This window comes from Dickeya parazeae Ech586 (assembly GCF_000025065.1).
In the GTDB taxonomy this organism is placed as follows: domain Bacteria; phylum Pseudomonadota; class Gammaproteobacteria; order Enterobacterales; family Enterobacteriaceae; genus Dickeya; species Dickeya zeae.
In genome coordinates this window covers 1,643,446-1,661,812 of sequence record NC_013592.1, presented here as the reverse complement: position 1 = coordinate 1,661,812, position 18,367 = coordinate 1,643,446, and the positions used below count along the sequence as shown (strand labels likewise).

Annotated in this window: 18 protein-coding genes; 14 read left to right on the top strand and 4 right to left on the bottom strand. The window is 51.7% G+C overall.

The annotated features are described in order from the left end of the window. Positions 1 to 258: 258 nt before the first annotated feature. Complete coding sequence (locus tag DD586_RS07270) at positions 259 to 1,125, bottom strand: DUF2971 domain-containing protein (protein ID WP_012884164.1); 867 nt, start codon at positions 1,123 to 1,125, stop codon at positions 259 to 261. A 524-nt stretch (positions 1,126 to 1,649) separates the two neighbouring features. Between DD586_RS07270 and DD586_RS07265 the strand changes: the two genes are divergently transcribed. The 12 genes from DD586_RS07265 to DD586_RS07215 all read left to right on the top strand — a co-directional run bounded on the left by DD586_RS07265 (position 1,650) and on the right by DD586_RS07215 (position 12,020). After that, positions 1,650 to 1,886 carry a hypothetical protein gene (locus DD586_RS07265; protein ID WP_012884163.1) on the top strand — a complete coding sequence of 79 codons (237 nt, stop codon included), beginning with the start codon at positions 1,650 to 1,652 and terminating at the stop codon, positions 1,884 to 1,886. A gap of 69 nt (positions 1,887 to 1,955) precedes the next feature. Continuing rightward, positions 1,956 to 2,603 (top strand): lytic transglycosylase domain-containing protein, encoded by a 648-nt coding sequence (locus tag DD586_RS07260; protein ID WP_012884162.1) that lies wholly within the window; start codon positions 1,956 to 1,958, stop codon positions 2,601 to 2,603. A 13-nt stretch (positions 2,604 to 2,616) separates the two neighbouring features. Beyond that, positions 2,617 to 2,898, top strand: a complete 282-nt coding sequence (locus tag DD586_RS07255) for a TrbC/VirB2 family protein (RefSeq protein ID WP_027712549.1) — start codon at positions 2,617 to 2,619, stop codon at positions 2,896 to 2,898. Between the two features lie 10 nt (positions 2,899 to 2,908). Beyond that, on the top strand, positions 2,909 to 5,656 hold the full coding sequence (locus DD586_RS07250; RefSeq protein WP_012884160.1) for a VirB4 family type IV secretion/conjugal transfer ATPase: 2,748 nt from the start codon (positions 2,909 to 2,911) through the stop codon (positions 5,654 to 5,656). A 24-nt stretch (positions 5,657 to 5,680) separates the two neighbouring features. Then, positions 5,681 to 6,397 carry a type IV secretion system protein gene (locus DD586_RS07245; RefSeq protein WP_012884159.1) on the top strand — a complete coding sequence of 239 codons (717 nt, stop codon included), beginning with the start codon at positions 5,681 to 5,683 and terminating at the stop codon, positions 6,395 to 6,397. Further along, the gene (locus DD586_RS21290; RefSeq protein WP_323740341.1) at positions 6,345 to 6,632 is read left to right on the top strand and encodes an EexN family lipoprotein; all 288 of its coding nucleotides are present in this window, start codon (positions 6,345 to 6,347) and stop codon (positions 6,630 to 6,632) included. Before DD586_RS07245 ends, DD586_RS21290 begins: the two co-directional genes overlap by 53 nt. Positions 6,633 to 6,643: 11 nt before the next feature. Further along, the gene (locus DD586_RS07240; protein ID WP_012884158.1) at positions 6,644 to 7,672 is read left to right on the top strand and encodes a type IV secretion system protein; all 1,029 of its coding nucleotides are present in this window, start codon (positions 6,644 to 6,646) and stop codon (positions 7,670 to 7,672) included. 220 nt (positions 7,673 to 7,892) lie between these two features. Then, entirely contained in the window at positions 7,893 to 8,576 is a 684-nt protein-coding gene (locus tag DD586_RS07235) for a virB8 family protein (RefSeq protein WP_012884157.1), read from the top strand. Beyond that, complete coding sequence (gene virB9 / locus DD586_RS07230) at positions 8,576 to 9,466, top strand: P-type conjugative transfer protein VirB9 (protein WP_012884156.1); 891 nt, start codon at positions 8,576 to 8,578, stop codon at positions 9,464 to 9,466. Before DD586_RS07235 ends, virB9 begins: the two co-directional genes overlap by 1 nt. Beyond that, entirely contained in the window at positions 9,463 to 10,671 is a 1,209-nt protein-coding gene (virB10, locus tag DD586_RS07225; protein WP_012884155.1) for a VirB10/TraB/TrbI family type IV secretion system protein, read from the top strand. The genes virB9 and virB10 overlap by 4 nt, the downstream gene beginning before the upstream one ends. Then, positions 10,661 to 11,677 carry a P-type DNA transfer ATPase VirB11 gene (virB11, locus tag DD586_RS07220; protein ID WP_012884154.1) on the top strand — a complete coding sequence of 339 codons (1,017 nt, stop codon included), beginning with the start codon at positions 10,661 to 10,663 and terminating at the stop codon, positions 11,675 to 11,677. Before virB10 ends, virB11 begins: the two co-directional genes overlap by 11 nt. A 40-nt stretch (positions 11,678 to 11,717) precedes the next feature. After that, complete coding sequence (locus DD586_RS07215) at positions 11,718 to 12,020, top strand: TrbM/KikA/MpfK family conjugal transfer protein (protein ID WP_012884153.1); 303 nt, start codon at positions 11,718 to 11,720, stop codon at positions 12,018 to 12,020. Positions 12,021 to 12,317: 297 nt separating this feature from the next. Here DD586_RS07215 and DD586_RS21965 read toward each other — a convergent pair whose 3' ends face one another. Next, positions 12,318 to 12,674: a hypothetical protein gene (locus tag DD586_RS21965; RefSeq protein ID WP_157668887.1), complete on the bottom strand. Its 357-nt coding sequence runs from the start codon at positions 12,672 to 12,674 to the stop codon at positions 12,318 to 12,320. 282 nt (positions 12,675 to 12,956) lie between these two features. Between DD586_RS21965 and DD586_RS07210 the strand changes: the two genes are divergently transcribed. Both DD586_RS07210 and mobC read left to right on the top strand, forming a co-directional pair. Continuing rightward, positions 12,957 to 14,819, top strand: a complete 1,863-nt coding sequence (locus DD586_RS07210) for a type IV secretory system conjugative DNA transfer family protein (RefSeq protein WP_012884152.1) — start codon at positions 12,957 to 12,959, stop codon at positions 14,817 to 14,819. Between the two features lie 8 nt (positions 14,820 to 14,827). Continuing rightward, positions 14,828 to 15,574, top strand: coding sequence for a MobC family replication-relaxation protein (mobC, locus tag DD586_RS07205; protein ID WP_012884151.1), 747 nt, complete (start codon positions 14,828 to 14,830; stop codon positions 15,572 to 15,574). Between the two features lie 192 nt (positions 15,575 to 15,766). Here the strand turns inward: mobC and DD586_RS07200 are convergent, their stop codons facing one another. Then, positions 15,767 to 16,789, bottom strand: coding sequence for a coiled-coil domain-containing protein (locus DD586_RS07200; RefSeq protein ID WP_012884150.1), 1,023 nt, complete (start codon positions 16,787 to 16,789; stop codon positions 15,767 to 15,769). Between the two features lie 10 nt (positions 16,790 to 16,799). After that, positions 16,800 to 18,338: a hypothetical protein gene (locus DD586_RS07195; protein WP_012884149.1), complete on the bottom strand. Its 1,539-nt coding sequence runs from the start codon at positions 18,336 to 18,338 to the stop codon at positions 16,800 to 16,802. Positions 18,339 to 18,367: the final 29 nt, after the last annotated feature.

The window sequence follows — 18,367 nt, the reverse complement described above, 5'->3', positions numbered from 1 at the left end:
CCTGTCTGTATTGACTCAAACCTGATATGAAGGTGTTTTTTATTAGAGCATTATTACCCCTGACAGTCGGCAATGAGCGAGGAACGGACATTAATTTAGCTATGTAAGGAAAATCGTCCTCATGAACTTATTCGCGAAATTGTATTTATAGCTTCATTATTACGCTACCACTTGATAAATTATCACAATGAAATGTATTATTTTCGAGAAAGATTAAGCTTCCGACTCAATAAAATATGTTATGTTACATTCAAGATGTTAAATGATACTTTCAATATTAACTTTGTAGTTAGCCTTATCAGGATAAGCAACAAACAATGAAAGATTATTCTTTCTGCAAAATCGCAGGATCATCCTTGCATTACGAGAAGGCATCTTACACCCAACTATTATTGCTTTAATAGCCGATTTTGGGAATGATACCAGCTGTCCATTAAGTCTTTTATTGGGATCAACTATATTTCTTATTTCACTTTCATACCCCCAACTTATATGTTTTTGGAATAAATACTTTTGGGATTTCAATCTAACCAACCGCCCTTCAGATAAAATATGCTCTGAGTTTTTAAAATCGAAAGATTTAAATTCATTGATTACAGGAATGGTTTTTATATCGTCGTGATTGAACTCTATAGGATGAGTATTGTATACTACCGGTTGTAAATTAAAGTTTTCGTGATTTTCAAAAGACTTTCTGCTATATGCAATGCATACCCCTCTCATTCCATCTGCATAATGTGACCACATGAGGGGTGATTCCATGTTTTCACTGAAACAACAGACTAATAAAGTATTTACATAGTCATTTAATGCTATAGTTGCGCGCTCTAGATTTTCCATTATTACTCTGTGCACACCCTGTACACCATAAGTTTTTTCGTCCATGAGCATTTTAGATAACTCATCTTCACTTAATATTTTATATTTCAAAGCGTATTTAACTAAAAGTGACTTATCTTTGCTGTGTAGTTTATCCCAGCTAACTATAATAGGGAATTCGAAAGGGTCGTTCAATCCCTCGATATTTGAATGCCACATTTCAAAATTGGCCACTTCTCTCTTTGTATTTTTGTTAAAGTTTCTATATCTAAAAATACAGGTTTCTTTTAGTTCTGTTAAAGTCATTTTTCTCTCAATATATGAAACTCAGCCACATACTAATTTTAAGTTGCTCGCATAGCATAAATGGTTAACCTAATCTAGTAAATAGCTTAGAGCACGCTGCTGACCAGCTCCCGGCTGAATGATTCACTGTGAATCTAACAATGTCTGCTCTTGGCACAAAGCAGCCTGTCAGATTAGGTATATCCCTAAACCACAAGCGTACCAACTCAAACCCAATCCAATAAAATCCATCACTCAAATAATTACCACACTATACATTTTCTCTCTTATTTCCTTTTTGATTTTCCCATTTCCCCCCCGAATGAACTATTGCACGCTAACCCTGCCACCTTCCCCTGGCGAGCGTGATGGACGTGTAGTCGTCAGGGGCCGGTATTGCTCTTTAACAAGTTGGGTCGGGCTGTCACGTAACCACAATTCAGGGTGCCGCTGAATGTTCTCGCTGACCCGTTGAAACCGGAATGCAGAATCGGGATGTGACCTCTCTGTTTAACTCATCACTCTTGTTGATTAAAGGAAATACCATGCGAAAACCTACTTATCACGTGTTTGTCACGCAGGAAAGCCCGCCCGACTCACGCGGAGAAAAAAACACATTCTGGACCAAGGTCGGCGTAGCCTTCGCTCATCACGGTAAACCCGGATTGAACATCGTCCTGACACCCGGCCTTGCCGTCTCCGGTAAGCTGGTGCTTCTCGAACCCCGGGACGACAGCGACGCACCACCAGCGGAGCCCGGCACAATGGACGCCCAGCCGTAACGCACCGTTCCCCCGCCATCAGGTTGCCTGGTGGCAATGTGTAACCTGAATGACGTCACCGAGGCAATCATGCTTTCCCCGACAGCCTTTCTGGCGGCGGCGATGCAGTGTGCCGCCAGCATTCACCCGTCCACCGCGTTGGATGTGGCGAAGGTGGAATCCGGCTTTAATCCTTACGCCATCGCTGAAATCGTGCCGAAGAAGGAGAGAACACCCGGCAGCGCAGGTGTCATTTCTCATCAGCCCACCCGCGATGAAATGGCCGTCAACATCATCAACCGGATAGAGGCCAGGGGTCGCCGCTATTCGGTCGGGCTGATGCAAATCACCAGCACCCATTTCCGGCATTACGGCGTGACCGCCCGGGCGTTGTTAGACCCGTGTACCAATCTGTCTGTTTTTGAGCGCATCCTTACCGACTGCTATCAGCGCGGCGGCACGCTGCAACGCGCACTCAGTTGCTACTACGCCGGTAATTTCACTGCCGGTCAACAGCCCGAATCCGCCTTTAGCCAGACCAGCTATCTCCAGCGTATTGGCTATGCCGTCCCGTCAACGCAGGAAGACCGCACGCGTAGTCGCGCCAGCCAGGCCACGTCAGCGATGCATTATCCGGCCACCGTGCTGCGCGGTGAGCTTGCCGACACCACTACACCGGTTTCGACCACCCTGCGCTACCCCAACGCCGTCCTTCGCGGCGATGTATCCCCCCTGTGAGCTATGAGGAGAAATGACGATGCAAAAACGTAAATACTTACCGGCCTTTTTCCCCGCCTTCATTTCCGGCCAGGCGCTAGCGGCAGGCAGCGGATTTACCAAAGCCAACGACACGCTGAGCAACACGTCAACCGGTCTGCTGGGGCTGGCCGCCGTCACCATCACACTGGCCACCATGTGGGTGGGTTACAAGGTGCTGTTTGACGGTAAAAGCCTGCATGACATGCGCAACGTCATCATCGGGGCCATCCTGATCGTCGGCGCATCCGGCTTTGGCGCGTACTGGGCATCCTAGGGGAAAACCGATGACCACCCTGAATAAAGCGCTCACCCGGCCCGCCGCCATTATGGGTATCCCCCTTGTCCCGTTCGTTCTCGTCAGCGGGGCCATCGTCCTGCTGTCGGTTTACACCCGCTATTACCTTGCACTGCTGCTGATCCCGGCCTGGCTGGAAATGCGGGCGAAGGCCAGAGCCGATATCCATTATTTCGGGCTGTTGTGGCTGGCGTTTAAAACCCGTGGCCGGTTTGCCACCAATCGCCATTTCGGGGCGACGGCGATGCTGGCAAGCCGGTATGACGCCGTCGATATTTCGGAGTTTACCGACAAGATGAAATTAAACGCGCGCATCACGCTGGATAAATACATCCCTTACTCTTCCCACCTTCACCCGCACGTCATCAGAAACCGCCACGGTGATTTCGTCGCCTCCTGGGAGCTGGGCGGCACCGTGTTTGAATCTGAGGATGAACATCACCTGACGCTGATGACAAGCCATCTCAACAACCTGATCCGCGCCTATGAAGGGCTGCCGGTCACGTTCTATATTCACCGCATCCGGGAGACCTATCAGGATGCCTTCGAGGCAACCTCGGGCATTCCGTTTTCAGACGAGGTCGCAACGCGCTATTACCGGGCACTCAACGCGAAGCCGCTCTGGCGGCATCGGCTGTTTTTCACCGTCTGTTATGCGCCCTTCTCCGCGCTGGAGAAAAAGGCCATGAAGACACAGCCCGCCGGAAAAAGGCAGGCGGCGCTGGATCAGGCGCTGAAGATCATGCTGGAGCACCATGCCGCACTCGGCAGCGCGCTGTCACGCTATATGGCGACCCCTCTGGGAACCTATGAGGAGAAAGGACGGGTCTACTCCTCGCAACTGGCGTTCTACCATCGCCTGATCACCGGCCAATGGCAGCCGGTGGCGGTGACACGCTCACCGTTTTACCTCACGCTCAGTACACCGGATGTGTTTTTTACCACCGATACCGCCGAATGCCAGACCGTCGGCGGCTCCCGTTTCTTTCGCAGTCTGGAAATCAAGGACTATTCACCGGAGACCGCGGCCGGCCTGCTGGATGCGCTGTTGTATGCCGAAAGCGAGTACGTACTGACGCAGTCTTTCACCTGCATGGCGCGGGATGAAGCACAACACCATATCCGGCTGGCGGAAAAACGGCTGAACGCGACCGACGATGACGCCCTGTCACAGCGTGAAGAGCTGGTTGTCTTGCGCGATCTGCTCCAGTCCGGGCATGTGTCCTGCGGCAAATACCATTTTTCCCTGCTGGTGTCGTCGGCCAGTGCCGAGCAGGTGGTCAGGGAGACCCACGCGCTGGCCCAGCCGTTTACCGACCTCGGTATCATGACCTCGCTGTCCACGCTGTCGTTACCTGCGGCCTATCTGGCTCAACTGCCCGGCATGTACACCTTTCGCCCCCGGCTGGTGGTCGTCAGCAGCCAGAATTACGCGGATCTGGGCAGCCTGCATAACTTTCACCCTCACAAACGCAGCGGCAACCCGTGGGGTGACGCCATCGCCATTCTGACATCGCCCGGCGGCGGCGGTTATTACCTGAACCTGCACGACAGCCAGGTCGGGCGGGATGATTTTAACGAGAAAACACCGGGGAATACCGCCATCATCGGCAAAACCGGCTCAGGGAAGACCCTGCTGATGACGATGATGCAACACCTGATGCAGAAGTACCGCCACCCGGCGACATTTTCCGCCGCTACCCCCGGTAAACGGCTGACCACCGTTTACTTTGATAAAGACCGGGCCGCCGAGATGTCGATCCGCCAGATGGGCGGGCGTTACTTCCGCATCCGCACCGGTACGCCTGCCGGGTTCAATCCGTTTTCACTTGCGCCAACCCGACGCAACATCAGCTTTATCAAGCAATTGGTCCGCATGTTGTGCCGTCGCAACGGCAAACCGCTCGACCCACGCGATGAAGCGCGCATCAGCGCCGCCGTGGATACCCTGATGCAGGACTACCCGCCGGAATTGCGCCGTTATGGCATTACCCGGCTGCTGGAGGTGTTGCCCGAGCCGCCGACCCGCGAGGCCAGAACCAACGGGCTGCGCATCCGTCTGAAACAATGGGCGCAGGGCGGCGAATTCGGCTGGATTTTCGATAACGCGGAGGACAGCTTTAACATCGGCGAAAGCGATAACATCGGCATCGATGGAACGGAATTTCTGGATGACGACGACATCCGCGGCCCGATCACCTTTTACCTGCTGTTCCGCGTCACCAGCCTGCTGGACGGTCGCCGGTTGGTGATGTTCATGGATGAATTCTGGAAATGGCTGGCGGATGTCGAGTTTTCCAAATTCTCCCTCAATATGCTCAAGGTGATCCGCAAACTGAACGGCATTTTTATCCCCGCCACCCAGTCCCCCGATGAAATTGTCAGGCACCCCATCGCGCCCGCGATTATTGAACAGTGCAGCACGCAGATCTTTCTCGCCAATCCCAAAGCCAGCCGGGCGGATTACGTGGAGAAAGTGAACGTCCCCGACAGCGTGTATGACACCGTCCGTCGTCTGGACCCGGGCGAGCATTATATGGTCATCGTGAAAACACCGCTGCGCGCCGGTGAAACCCGGCCTTTTGTCGCCCTGGCAAGAATGGATTTATCGGGCCTCGGCAACCTCACCACACTTCTGAGCGGAAGCGAAGACAACCTGAAACGGTTTGATGCGCTTTATCAGGAAGGCATGTCCCCTCACGACTGGAAAGCGGCCTTCCTCGAACAGGCCATCTGAGATTCACTTCGGAGGTAACTCACCATGCAAACCCGATATCTCTTCCTGGCGTTCTCGCTCTGGCTGTCCGCACCGGCGATAAGTGCCGGTATCCCGGTGTTTGATGCCGTCAACAATGCCGAGTCGATTAATCAATGGATGCAAAAACTCAAACAATGGCAGGAAACCGTTACCCACTATAAAGACGAGCTGGATGCTTATAAACAGCAATTGGCGACGGCAACAGGGATACGAGATATTCAGGGGTTTCTCCGCGAGGCAAAAAGCCTGAAAGACGATATCGACGCGCTTCGCAAGAACGGTATTTCACTGGATGACCTGCTGACCAATCCAGACGGTTCCTATTCTTCCGCGCTTCAGGGGTTATATAAAAAATACCAATCGTTTGATAGCTGTAACCCGTCCCGCGCATCCCTGCGTTATCAGGACAGTTGCAAACAGCTGTTACTCAATCAGGCACTGGCGATTGAGAATACCCGTGAGGTTCAGGACAGGATGACGGGCACGTTGAACGACATCGCAGACCTGTCTGACCGCATCGCCAATGCCAAAGATTCGAAAGAGTCACAGGACCTGGCGAATGCCGTCGCGGCCAAAAGCGTGCAACTGAACGCCCTGACCAGCCAGTGGGAGATGTCTGTCCGGCAGACGGAACAGCGGGCAACACTGCTGGAGCAGCAACGGCAAAATGCATTCAATGAGCAGCAACTTGCCGCACCGGTTCCCGATTTTAATCATTGAGAGGGCAAGCATGAAAACGTCACTGTGCATTTTTTCGGTTATTTGGGGCGCATTCTGCCTAACAGGATGTGATAACCCCAAATCAACACAATGGTACAAAGCGCACCCAGATGAAATGAACCAGCGATATCAGGCGTGTGAGTCATCCGGGGAAGACTCGCAGGATTGCAAAAATGCACGAGCAGCGCGATTCGAACTCCGTCAGGAAAAGGCCAAGGTTCCCAATTTGAACTAAAGGGGCAATCTATGTCGGGTGGTATGTTTGTTGGAATGAACAACACGATCACTGACGGCCTACAAGCCATACTGCGGGGGCAAACCTCCGTCTATGGCGATATGATAAGTATTATCGCCGTCAGTTCCTTCACTGTATTTGTCACTTATCAGGGTTATCAAACCCTGGCCGGAAAACGCCAAACACCCGTCGAAGATGTCATGTGGGATATAGGGCGAATGTTATTAATCATGACCTTCGTTTTAAATCTCGATGGCTGGCTGAATTTAGCCATTGCGGCCATTAACGGCTTAAAAGACGGCGTCAGCGGTGATGATAATGTCTGGTCATTGCTCGATACCGTCTGGGATAAAGCACAGACCATTGGGCAAAAACTTTATCAACAGGATGATTCCGCCTATGTAAAGCTCAACGGCGGTATTGCCGAAATTCTGGTCTGGGGCGGTGTTATTGTCACACTGCTTTTTGGCGCTACGGTTAACCTGTTAGCCGAAATTATCATTGTATTAATGACGACGACCGCGCCATTATTTATTTTCTGCCTGTTGTATGGGTTCCTGACTCCAATGTTTAACAACTGGATGAAAATTATTTTTACGGTCATCCTTACAATGATGTTTTCGGCTTTATCAATCAGGATCGTCATTAATTACCTCAATGGTATCTTAGATAAGGCGGTTAATTTTGCCGACAGCGCCAATATCATTACGCTTGGTGTTCAGTGTTGTGTTGCGGGCGTTATTTCCGGCGTCATTATTTGGTTTGCAGCGAAAATCGCCGGTGCATTAGGCGGTATCGCCGTTCAGGCCACCTTGCAGGGGGCCACCATGAGCGGCTTACGCGGTCTGGCGAGCACGTCATCTGAAGCAGCAAAACCGGCGATGAAAACCGGCGCGGCGGCGGCCCGGCTGGCCGCCAAAGGCAGCCATGCCGCCGGGACACTCATCGCCACGGGCACCGGCAACGCCATCTCCGCCTGGCAAAAGCGTGCCGCCGCCATTGAGAGTATGAAGCGCCTTAACCAACAGCGTCCTCGCTAATTTCTTTCTCACTCCCCAACTCGTCACAGAGTGCCGAGGCAACCGCCGTCGGTACGGCATATCTGTATCCGTTAACAAGGGCTTTCCATGAAATCCAGCATTGTCTTTCTGATGCTGTGCATCCTCACGGGCTGCGCAGGGCATCAACACGACCTTCCACCGGTATCCGGCGATCCTAAACCGGTCAATTCCCCCGCGATTATTCAGGAGCTGACAACACATGTCTGAAACAGAAAACCTCATTGCGTCATCCCGCACCTTTGAAGCGGTTCTGCTGGAAAAGGATGAACGGGAAAAAAAGCGCGCGTGGCGCATGGCGGCAACCGGGTTTGCGCTGGCAGCGCTGACGATAACCGCGCTGATTATCCTGCTGCCGCTGAAAACCACCGACATCGAATTATGGTCGGTGGATAAACAGACCGGGCGCTATGAATACATGACCCGTCTCAAGGAGAAGGATATCGCTACCGAAACAGCGCTGGCTCATGCGCTATCCGCCCAGTATGTCCGGCTGCGCGAAGGCTATAACTATTTTTCGCTTCAGCGCGATTATGACGACGTGCAGCTCTTCAACAGCGACAGCGTGAACCGGGATTACCTCGACGAGTTTAACGGCAGTCAGGCCCCCGACGTCATGTTCAATAAAGCGGAATACGTCGTGTCTGTCGAGATTATTTCCAACATTCACGCCCCCGCCACCGCCCCTGACCACCTTGCAACCTTGCGAGTTAAACGCATAATCCGCCGCATTGCGGATAACACGGTCAAAACGGATATCTGGAACATCCGCCTGACTTACCGCTACCTCCCCCGCAAACAACTGACGGACAGCCAGCGAGAAGTGAACCCATTGGGGTTCATCGTCACCAGCTACCAGCGCGATAAAGAACTGAGGGGGGAGTGATGCTGAAGAACACCGTACTGATAGGGCTGATGCTGGCGTCGTGCGCCGTCTGGGGGGCCGCGATACCACGCGGCAGCGCGTATGACAGCCGCATACAGCATGTCACCTATGACAGCCAGAATGCCACCGTCGTCAACACCCGCCCCGGCTACCTCACCACGCTCCTGTTCGATGACGATGAAGCGGTGCTCGACGCCCAGACCGGTTTTCCCAAAGGCTGGCGAGTGACCAAAAGCGATAACCGGGTGGACGTCAGCCCTAACCCTGTCATCCAGCCGGTAACGGAGGACAACGGCAATAACGTCAACAAGGTGTTTCTGCCGACCGCCAAAGAGTGGAAAACCAACCTGTTGGTGGTGACATCCAAACGTGATTACAGTCTGGAGCTTAACGTGCTGGATAACGACTCGCCCTCGCAGGCCTTCATTATCCGTTTTCACTATCCCGATGAAGCGCGCAGGCAATCAGCCGCCGCCGATGCCGCCCACCTGCAACGCCTGCGTGAGGCACAGGAAAAGCAACAGATTGCGGCCGCTTTCGAGCAGGCCACCACACCGCGAAACTGGCGCTATACCAAGCGGGTCGCGGCGGACTCGGCAGCGATTGCACCGGATTTTGCCTACGATGATGGCCGCTTTATCACCCTCGGCTTTTCAGCCACCAAAATCCTGCCGTCACTGTTTCGGGTCGTTAACCAGCAGGAACAAACCGTCACGCCCCTAATCACCAAACACGGGAACTACACCGTGATGGTCGTGCAGGCCATGTCGCCGCATCTGGTGTTGCGTTATGGCCGCGCGGTGGTCGGCATTGAGAATACCGCATTCGGCAACGTCGCCGTCAGCGCTGGTGACACCGTTTCGCCCGCCGTCACGCTGGAGGCCAAATGACAGACCATCCCATCCCGGATACAGCGGAAAAAACCGTGGCTGAACGGGAAGCCGAAGCCCGTGAACACGCCAGAGCCGCGAGAGAAAGCCAGACACCGGCGCACAACACACCGCCCGGTCAGCCGGACGTCACCCGCTTTAAAAAACCCGCCAGTCGCCGAACGCTGCTGGTCAGCCTGCTCAGTCTGGCGGTGCTGATGCTGCTGGCATGGAGTGGGGATCGCTTTTTTGGCGCAGTCAAACACAGCGATGACAAGGTGACGGAAACCCAGCCGCTACCGCCGACCGGCGCAATACCGCCTGCGCGTAAAAACCTCGGTATGGACCGTCATCCGTTCGGTCTGTTCGAGCAGAGTAGACCGGCAACCACAACGGATCATCGCCAGACGCAGGCTACCCCGCCACCGCCAGCACCGCCCGCGTTAAACAAGGCCGCCGCCCTGGCCGACGGGTTAAATCAGGCGTCAGATACCGCATCGGCTTCCCACGTCACCGCCTCCGGCACTGACAAGCAAAAGCCCACTACCGCGCCTGACCCGGAGATAAAAGACGCCGCTCCCGGCGTGGCAAACGTCACCCACGTCCGGCGGCTCGGTCTCGATCCCGATCTCTACCTGCCGGTTGATAGCTACATTCCCTGCTCGATGATGCAACGCTTTGTTTCCGATGTCGGCGGACGGATTTCCTGCCTCATCAGCGAGGATGTCTACAGCGCCAGTCATCACGTGAAGCTGCTCCCGGCAGGCACGGTCGCCCGTGGCATCTACCGCACCGGCGCACTGCAACAGGGCCGGAGCCGGATGTTTGTCATCTGGACGGCGTTACGCACACCGGAGCCCGGCAGCCTGCACATCCCGCTGACCGATACCGAGGCCAGCGGCCCGCTGGGAGAGGCCGGGATTAGCGGCAGGATCGATACCCATTTCTGGGAGCGGTTCGGCAATGCATTGATGTTGAGCACAGTGCAGGACGTCGCCGCAGCGGCGGCGAATACAGCGCCGGGGAAGGACCGTAATACCGACTACACCGAGAATACGCGTGCTGCCGCCTCGGAGATGGCAAAAACGGCCCTGGAAAACAGCATCAATATCCCGCCCACGATGTACCTCAATCAGGGGGAGGTGATCGGCATCATGACCGGCACGGATATCGATTTCTCTTCCGTTTATCAACTGCGTCTGAAAACGAGGTGGTATGAACGCTGAAAACCTGTCGCTGGATTTTATGAAAAACCAGTTATTTGGTGAATTTCTACCCCTGGCAGGCCTGACGGAAATCGCCATTAACCGCCCCGGCGAGATCCACACCAAAATAAACGGTCGATGGCAGAGGCATGAATCGCCGGTCACCTTGCGCCAGTGCCATGCCTTTGCCAACGCGCTGGCCTCATGGCATGACGATAATATTGATGACACGTCGCCAATTCTGTCCGCCACGCTGGAGTCCGGCGAACGCATTCAGGCCATTATTCCCCCGGCTTGCGAGCGGAATACCGTGTCCATTACGCTGCGCAAACCGTCATATGCGCAGAAAACGCATCAGTCGTGGATTGAGGCGGGCTTTTATCACCGCGTAACCGGTCAGGAGCAGGCTGAAAGCAAGGACGAGGAACTGACCCGCTATTACAACAACGGGGACATCCCCCGCTTTATTGAAAAAGCCGTCGAGTACGGCAAAACGCTCTTTATTGTGGGGGAAACCGGCGCGGGTAAAACCACCTACATGAAGACGTTGCTGCACTATATTCCGTCGCATCTCAGGCTGACGACAATTGAAGACAACCCCGAAATCCGGTTTTACCACCACACCAATTATGTGCATCTGTTTTACCCGGCAGAGGCCACCGACGAGGCGATTATCACCCCCGGCAGGCTGATACGGGCGAATTATCGAATGAACCCGGACAGAATTCTGCTGGCGGAAATTCGCGGGCGGGAAGCGTGGGATGCGCTGAAAATTATCGGCTCCGGCCATGAAGGGCTAATTACCTCCCTGCACGCGGGCAGCCCGGAAGAGTGTATTGAGGGACTCATCGACCGCTGCTATGAAAACCCGGACTGCCACAATATCCCGTTCGATGTGCTGTTACGCAAGGTGCTAAAAAGCATTGATGTAATCGTCAGCATTGATATTCATGGCGACGTCCGCCGGATGAGCGATATTTATTTTAAACCGGTACACCTTCATCACATGAAGGAAATATTCAGATAGACGAACCATTCCCCCCGGCCACCCAGTAAAGGTATTCGATATGAAACTCGTCATACTTACCGCCTTTCTTCTCGGCATGAATGTATTATTTCCCGCCGCCGTAATGGCCGCTGATGCCTGTGAAGCTGTTTTATGTCTGTACGGTAAAACCACCGGAAACAGCGGTGGACATACCTGTCAGTCAGCTGAACGCGCCTTCTTTTCTATTGTGAAAAAGAACCGGCACGGTTTTCTCCCCGGCCAGACTGCCGATGCCAGACAAGCCTTTTTAAACGAATGTGATTCGGCTGACCCGGAAATTATCGACCAGATAATTAGCAAATTTGGCCGAGTGCGTAATTGAATTTAAATAAAAGCAATAATAACAACATCTGGATTATTACCTCCCACTGTCAAATCTGGATGGCAAACTCGGCACCAGTCGTGAGGGTTTTAGGGTTTTAGGGTTTTAGGGTTTTAGGGTTTTAGGGTTTTAGGCTTTTAGGCTTTTAGGCTTTTAGGCTTTTAGGCTTTTAGGCTTTTAGGCTTTTAGGCTTTTAGGCTTTTAGGCTTTTAGGCTTTTAGGCTTTTAGGCTTTTAGGCTTTTAGGCTTTTAGGCTTTTAGGCTTTTAGGCTTTTAGGCTTTTAGGCTTTTAGGCTTTTAGGCTTTTAGGCTTTTAAATTTCTGCGAATAGCAGAAATTTAAAAGTGGCGTGAGGCGAGTAAATTCAATTTCAAAGAAATTGCTAATTTGCGTCGCCGAACCCATCTGCAAACAGACGCGCCCACGCGGCTTTTGCAGGCCGGGGGGAGCCGCAAAAAATTTGCCGCCCCAGCGAGCAAATAGGCGCGCCCACGCGCCGGTTTTTGTGGGGGGCGTGCCCCGCACACCGTCGCGGCTAAGTCTCCGGCCCAAAGCCGGTAGCGTGGCGCGACCACCCACTTTGAAGGCGTTTTCCCATTTTTTCGCTTGGCCGGAACGGACAACAGAAAAAATAGGCGAAAAACGGCGTCTCAAAGGGGGTGGTCGCGCGTAGCGGGCGACGGTGTGCCGCCGTTGACGTTGGGGGTTTTGGTGTAGCGTCCAGCCACGACATTACCCCCATGTGCCAGGCAATAAGGGCGTCCAGCCCGCATGACCTGGCGCACGCCGTTCCGTGCCGGGAAGTGAACTTTCCGGCGCATGGCTGCGAAGAAGCCACCGCATTTGCCTCACCCGATCGCCTCATGACATCGACTCATACGCTGAGGCGAAAGGATGAGGCGATGTCATGAGGCGAGAGCCGACACCGGAGGCACTATGCTGTTAAATAAGCTTGCCGTTTCACTGTCGCCGATAGTGAACGGAATGCTGGCACTGCTCGTTTTTACGCAACAGCATCAACTGATGCTGGCGTTATTATCGGGGCTGACGTTACCGTTTTTCGCATCAATGAAAAGCGACGAACGACAATCAGCCCCATTCTGGAAAAAGGGAATTATCGCTTTTTCTCTGCTGTGTTTTCTGTTTGGCACCATGGCCCCGGTGATCATCAGGTTCTTTCAGTGGGTCTATCAGACCAGAATAGCCACCCGGTATTCGCTGGCAACCTGGCCGATACTGATTATCCTCACGGCAACAGGGATTATCTTCCATATTATTCTGCGTCGGGCATTAAATCCTGAACTGGATAAAATAAAGAAACGCCTGGTTAAAAAAACCACCCTTGAGCGGGAATTACGCACCGATGTGCGCACCGTGAGATCATTGCTGCCGGAAACGCTGCATTATGATCCGCTGGATTATATTGATTTGAATAACGGTATTTTTCTCGGCACGGACCGGGATACGCAACCAATGTATCTCCCGTTAAACGACTGGCAAAAACAGCACGCGGATATTATCGGCACCACCGGCGCTGGAAAAGGGGTGGCCGCCGGGATATTGCTTTATCAAAGTATCCTGGCGGGCGAAGGGGTATTTATTATGGACCCGAAAGACGATGAATGGGCCCCACACCTTTACCGCAAAGCCTGTGAGGATGCAGGCAAACCGTTTGCCTTAATTGACCTGCGAAAACCGCATTACCAGCTAAACCTGATTGAAGCGATTACCGCCGATGAACTGGAAGAGCTTTTTGTCGCAGGGTTCAGTCTGGCAGAGAAAGGCCAGGAATCTGACTTTTACCGTATCAGCGACAGAAAAGCGGCACGTATAGTGGCGCAATTTGTCAGCAACCGCCCTTTTTCGACTATCCGTGATATTTATAACAGCGAGTATGTTCAGAGTATCGCTGAGAAGATCAAAGCGTTTTTCGGCAAGCTTGAAGAGCTGGCGTTACTCAATGCCATCAATGCGCCGACCGGATTTTCACTCCAATCAGTTTTTGATGAAGGTGGCTGCTGTTATGTCATCGGCTCAATGCGCAACAGCAAGATAATTGCCGCACAGCGCATGTTGCTGGTTCGCCTTTATCAGTTAGCGGAGCGGCGCGACCGGGTACACATCGCACCCCGCCCTGTGGCTATTTTTCTTGATGAACTGAAATACCATTTATCCAAACCGGCCCTGGAAGGATTGGGCGCTGCACGGGATAAAGGTGTGCATATTATTATGGCCCATCAGTCCGTGGCCGATTTAAAAGACTGCCCGGCAGATTTAAAAGGCGATGCTGTTGTCGGTGCAGTCGTTGAAAACGCTAAATTCAAGCTGGTATACCGCGTTATGGACCCGGATACAGCGGAATGGGTAGCGAGAATGTCTGGCACCATCTTAGTGGATGATGAAATCCGCAAAGCCAAAACTGATGCCGTACTGACGGAAACCATCGACGGTGAACGAACTATCAGACAGGCAGAGCGTTTCTTTATCGACAGCAATATGATCCTGAACCTGCCCGACTTTGTCAGCTTTATCTTTACGACGAGAACGCTTCCCTCCGCCTCACTGATTTCCCCCATTAAGGTACAAAAACGCGAACTGGAGATCTATTCCGTGTCTCCGGATATTGCCGCGTCGGCAGTACCGGCAAAAATCGCGCTGGACTTCGACGAGGAAGGAGCGACATCCGCTTCAACGACCAATGTCGCGGCAACCCACCCTGATCTTTTCTTTGAAGGGGAAAGTAAATCAGCAAAACCGAGATCTGATGATGACGAAACACCGTCCTTGCTCAATTTTTAGGAGGCATAATGCTTATCGCCACACATAGCGAGCGCACCGCCCGCAACAGCGAAAAGATAAAAAGGCTACTGAATTTCCTGAAGGAAGAAACCTACAGCGACTTTAAAACGCTGATGCTGCTGTTTGACTTCAGGGATCACAAATCGCTGTATACGCTACTGACAAAAACTGAACGAATGGGGTTAATACAAAAGCATGTGTTTGAATCACGGACGATGAAAATATCGTTGTGGGGCATAACCAGCGACGGACTGGCTATCGTTTTAACGCCGGACGATGACATTTTCCCGGCACGCTTTGAACCATCAAAAATCACTGGCTGGACGCTGGAGCACCACCTTGATAATCAGGTTGCTAGGCTCATCCTGGAGAAAAAAGGCGCATCCGGATGGGTAAACGGCGATCGCTCAATGTTCCTCAGCCAGTATCAGGTCAAACACCGTCCGGATGGACTCATCACACTCCCTGACGGACAGGTCATCGCAGTAGAAACCGAGCGCCGCCTGAAGACCAAAGCCCGCTATCAGTCAATCATCGCCAGCCATTTGCTGGCCCGGACACAAAAGCACTGGATTTACGTCTTTTATATCGTACCGGACCTACAGAAAAAACGGGCGCTTGAACTGCTGTTTGGCAGCATCAGACACGTCATCGTTAATCATCAACCTATCCCTCTGGAAGCACGTCACCGCAATGTTTTTCGTATTTATACGCTTGCCGAACTGCGACAGTTGGAGCTGGGGCAATATTCATAAGCTGGATCTGGCGTTGCCAAATCTAATGGTCGGCTAAGTGCGAAGAGTGGAAGTTAATGACATCATTTTATGGCCGTAAAAGACGAGTACGGTTAGTCCAAAATGACTCCTAAGCATTCATAAACAGTTGTGACGTTTATACTGCAACCGGAACAATGACCGCATCTGCATAAGCGATGCGGTTTAATACAATCAGAACATCGAAAAGTGCTGCACTATTTGCCAGCCGACAGAAAGCCCAATAGCACAGGCCATCACCGTTAGCGCAAAACGGTGACGAGATCGGGATTGGCGAAATTCTCCCTGTAACGCAGCAATAACATTAGCGGTGCTTGTTTGGCTGTCGACATGCTGCGTCACGATAAGGGATAACTCTTGCTGGAGTGCATCACACTGGTTTGCGGTAGATTGTGCCGAATCAAGCAGAGCCAGACGGTTTCGCTCCAATTCAGCAAGCAGTTGCTGTTGCTCCTGCGACAACGACTGCTGCACAGCTTCAACGCAACTCTGTTGAACGGCATGGTTATCCGTCATCATCTGTTCGAGAATGTTATACCGCCTTCCTTGCTCCGCCAGGCCGTCCTGCAACTGCTGTGCAAAATCCGAGGCAGATTTCGCGATACGCTGTTCAAGTTCTGTGAGCAACGTTGCGTTTGCCTCACCAATTTTGTTCTCCGCCTCTGTCACACGCTTTACACAGCCAATTAATTGCTTAGCCTGCTCTTGTGTTACGCCTTTGGCATCCATCAGCCCCTGGTTGGCCTTATTAATCTCTTTTTGCTGTTCTTCAAGCAGCACCTGTTGTTTCAGGATCTGTTCATTTTGTTCAGCAAGAGAGTGTGTCTGACTTTCCAGAATATTTTGCTGGTCCAATAAAATCTGTTGTTGCTGGTTCAGTAGTTTGGAAAGTGCCGTATTGACAATCAACAACTGAGAAGATTTTTGCGTCAGGCGACCAATGGCTTTATTGAGATCGATTTGTGCATCCTGTAACAGATCGTCGCGATCGTTCCACCAGTTAGTTATAAAGTTTCCGTCTCTCTGTTCCTTACGCAGGCAATCAAGATCCTTTGCGCTCTTCTGAACCGTTTTCTGCTCCTCCGTCATGCCGCTGATTAATTCGTTAATGTTGCTGTCGCGAAAGAGACGTTCCGGCAAATCTGCGGACGAAAAGGCCTGAATGACCTGAAGTTCCTGCTTATTTAACAAACTCATCTTATTGTTCTCAAATACTTTTCAGAAAATCATCAATTTCAGCTTGGCTTTCATTAATAAACGCAATTGCAGCGGTACTCCGCACCACCTGCACAGCCGTATCATTAGTTGTCCTCTCAAGACTTGCCAGCATTGCTGTAGTCGAGATCGTGGCAGTAGCCAGGTTTGCCCCAATAGCTTGATACTGGGTTATTGCGTTCGCGTAATTTTCAATATTACCCAGCGAACTCTCTGAAAGAGTCACTAGTTCACTGGCAAATGCTTCCCGACGTTTGCTATCTGCGAGCATCTCATCCATCAGTTTTTCGCTCGGCGAAAAACTGGAGCGATCAAAAAACGTGTCTATCTGATATGCGAGAAAAGCAGAAAGCAACCCGGTGGCAATACCAATAAGCACTGGCGTTAGCATATCTGCAAATGGCTTCAGAAACGGTACTGTCGCCATAAACGTCGCGATGCTTTCGTTCAATAACATACCGACTGAAGTCACGATGACAGTAGTCAGGATTTTCAACCCTTCCTGTAACGCTTGATTTGGCGTCATATGTTCCGGTGGGAAGAAAATCATTTTAAACGCCCGGAAAAGTCCCAACAGCCCTTCCCGAATCATGGTAACGAAACGCTTTGCGGTTGAGAGAAAATTATTCAGCAAGAAGGTGAGTAAATTACTCATAAATCCACTCACACCACCCTGGAACATTTGTCCCAGCGCATCGGGGATTTTTTTGACCACGGAAGCAATTACCCGCATTAAGCGCTGGCGGATCTCCTCAAATAACGTTTTACTTACCTCAACGCCGTGTTGAATGAGAACTTTGAATTCATTAAACAAGCCATTCACCAGTTCAGTGAGCAGCAAACCAAGTGCTTGTCGCAGCCCCATCTGCAAAGCCTGTTGGCCGCCTGTTTGCAACAACTCTTTTCCCTGTTTTTTCATCAGCGCCGAGTTAAGCGTTATCGAAACATGGTCATCCGATTTTTTCTTCGCTGCTGCGACTCGCTCTGGATCCAGCTCAAACCTTTCACCATTTTTTTCTGCAAAAGTATCCAGTTCACCTGCACCTTTGGAACGGTTAATCGACTTATGTGTGGTCACCAGATTTTCGTCGGCATTGGCCATTTTCACTACTTTTTCAACACCTTCCCCGGTTTCCAGAGCAAGATGCACTTTCTTATTTTTGGACAATGTATTTAATGAAGTGACATGATCGAGATCCATATCCGCAGCATTGGTCGTTTTCCCCGTATAACCATCAACACCGCTGGCCCGTAATTTCTTGCTTTTTTCTGTAAAATCTTTACTTTCATACTCTTTGCGCTGGTAATCCTGACGCGATTTCGCATGACTGGATATGTCTTTATCAGCAATGAAATCCAACTCTTCGCGCTCGAAATTATGCAACGTTGTCACATTGCCGCCGTTGCGATCTTCAAACATGGCCGTTGAAAGCCCGAAAGGCCCGATAATTTGTGACAACACTTGCTGCTGGCAATCATTAAAGAGTTTCTGCAGGCGCTGCTGTTTTAATTCTTCATATGTTAAATCCATTTACCCTCCTGGTTTATCGAACCTATTGC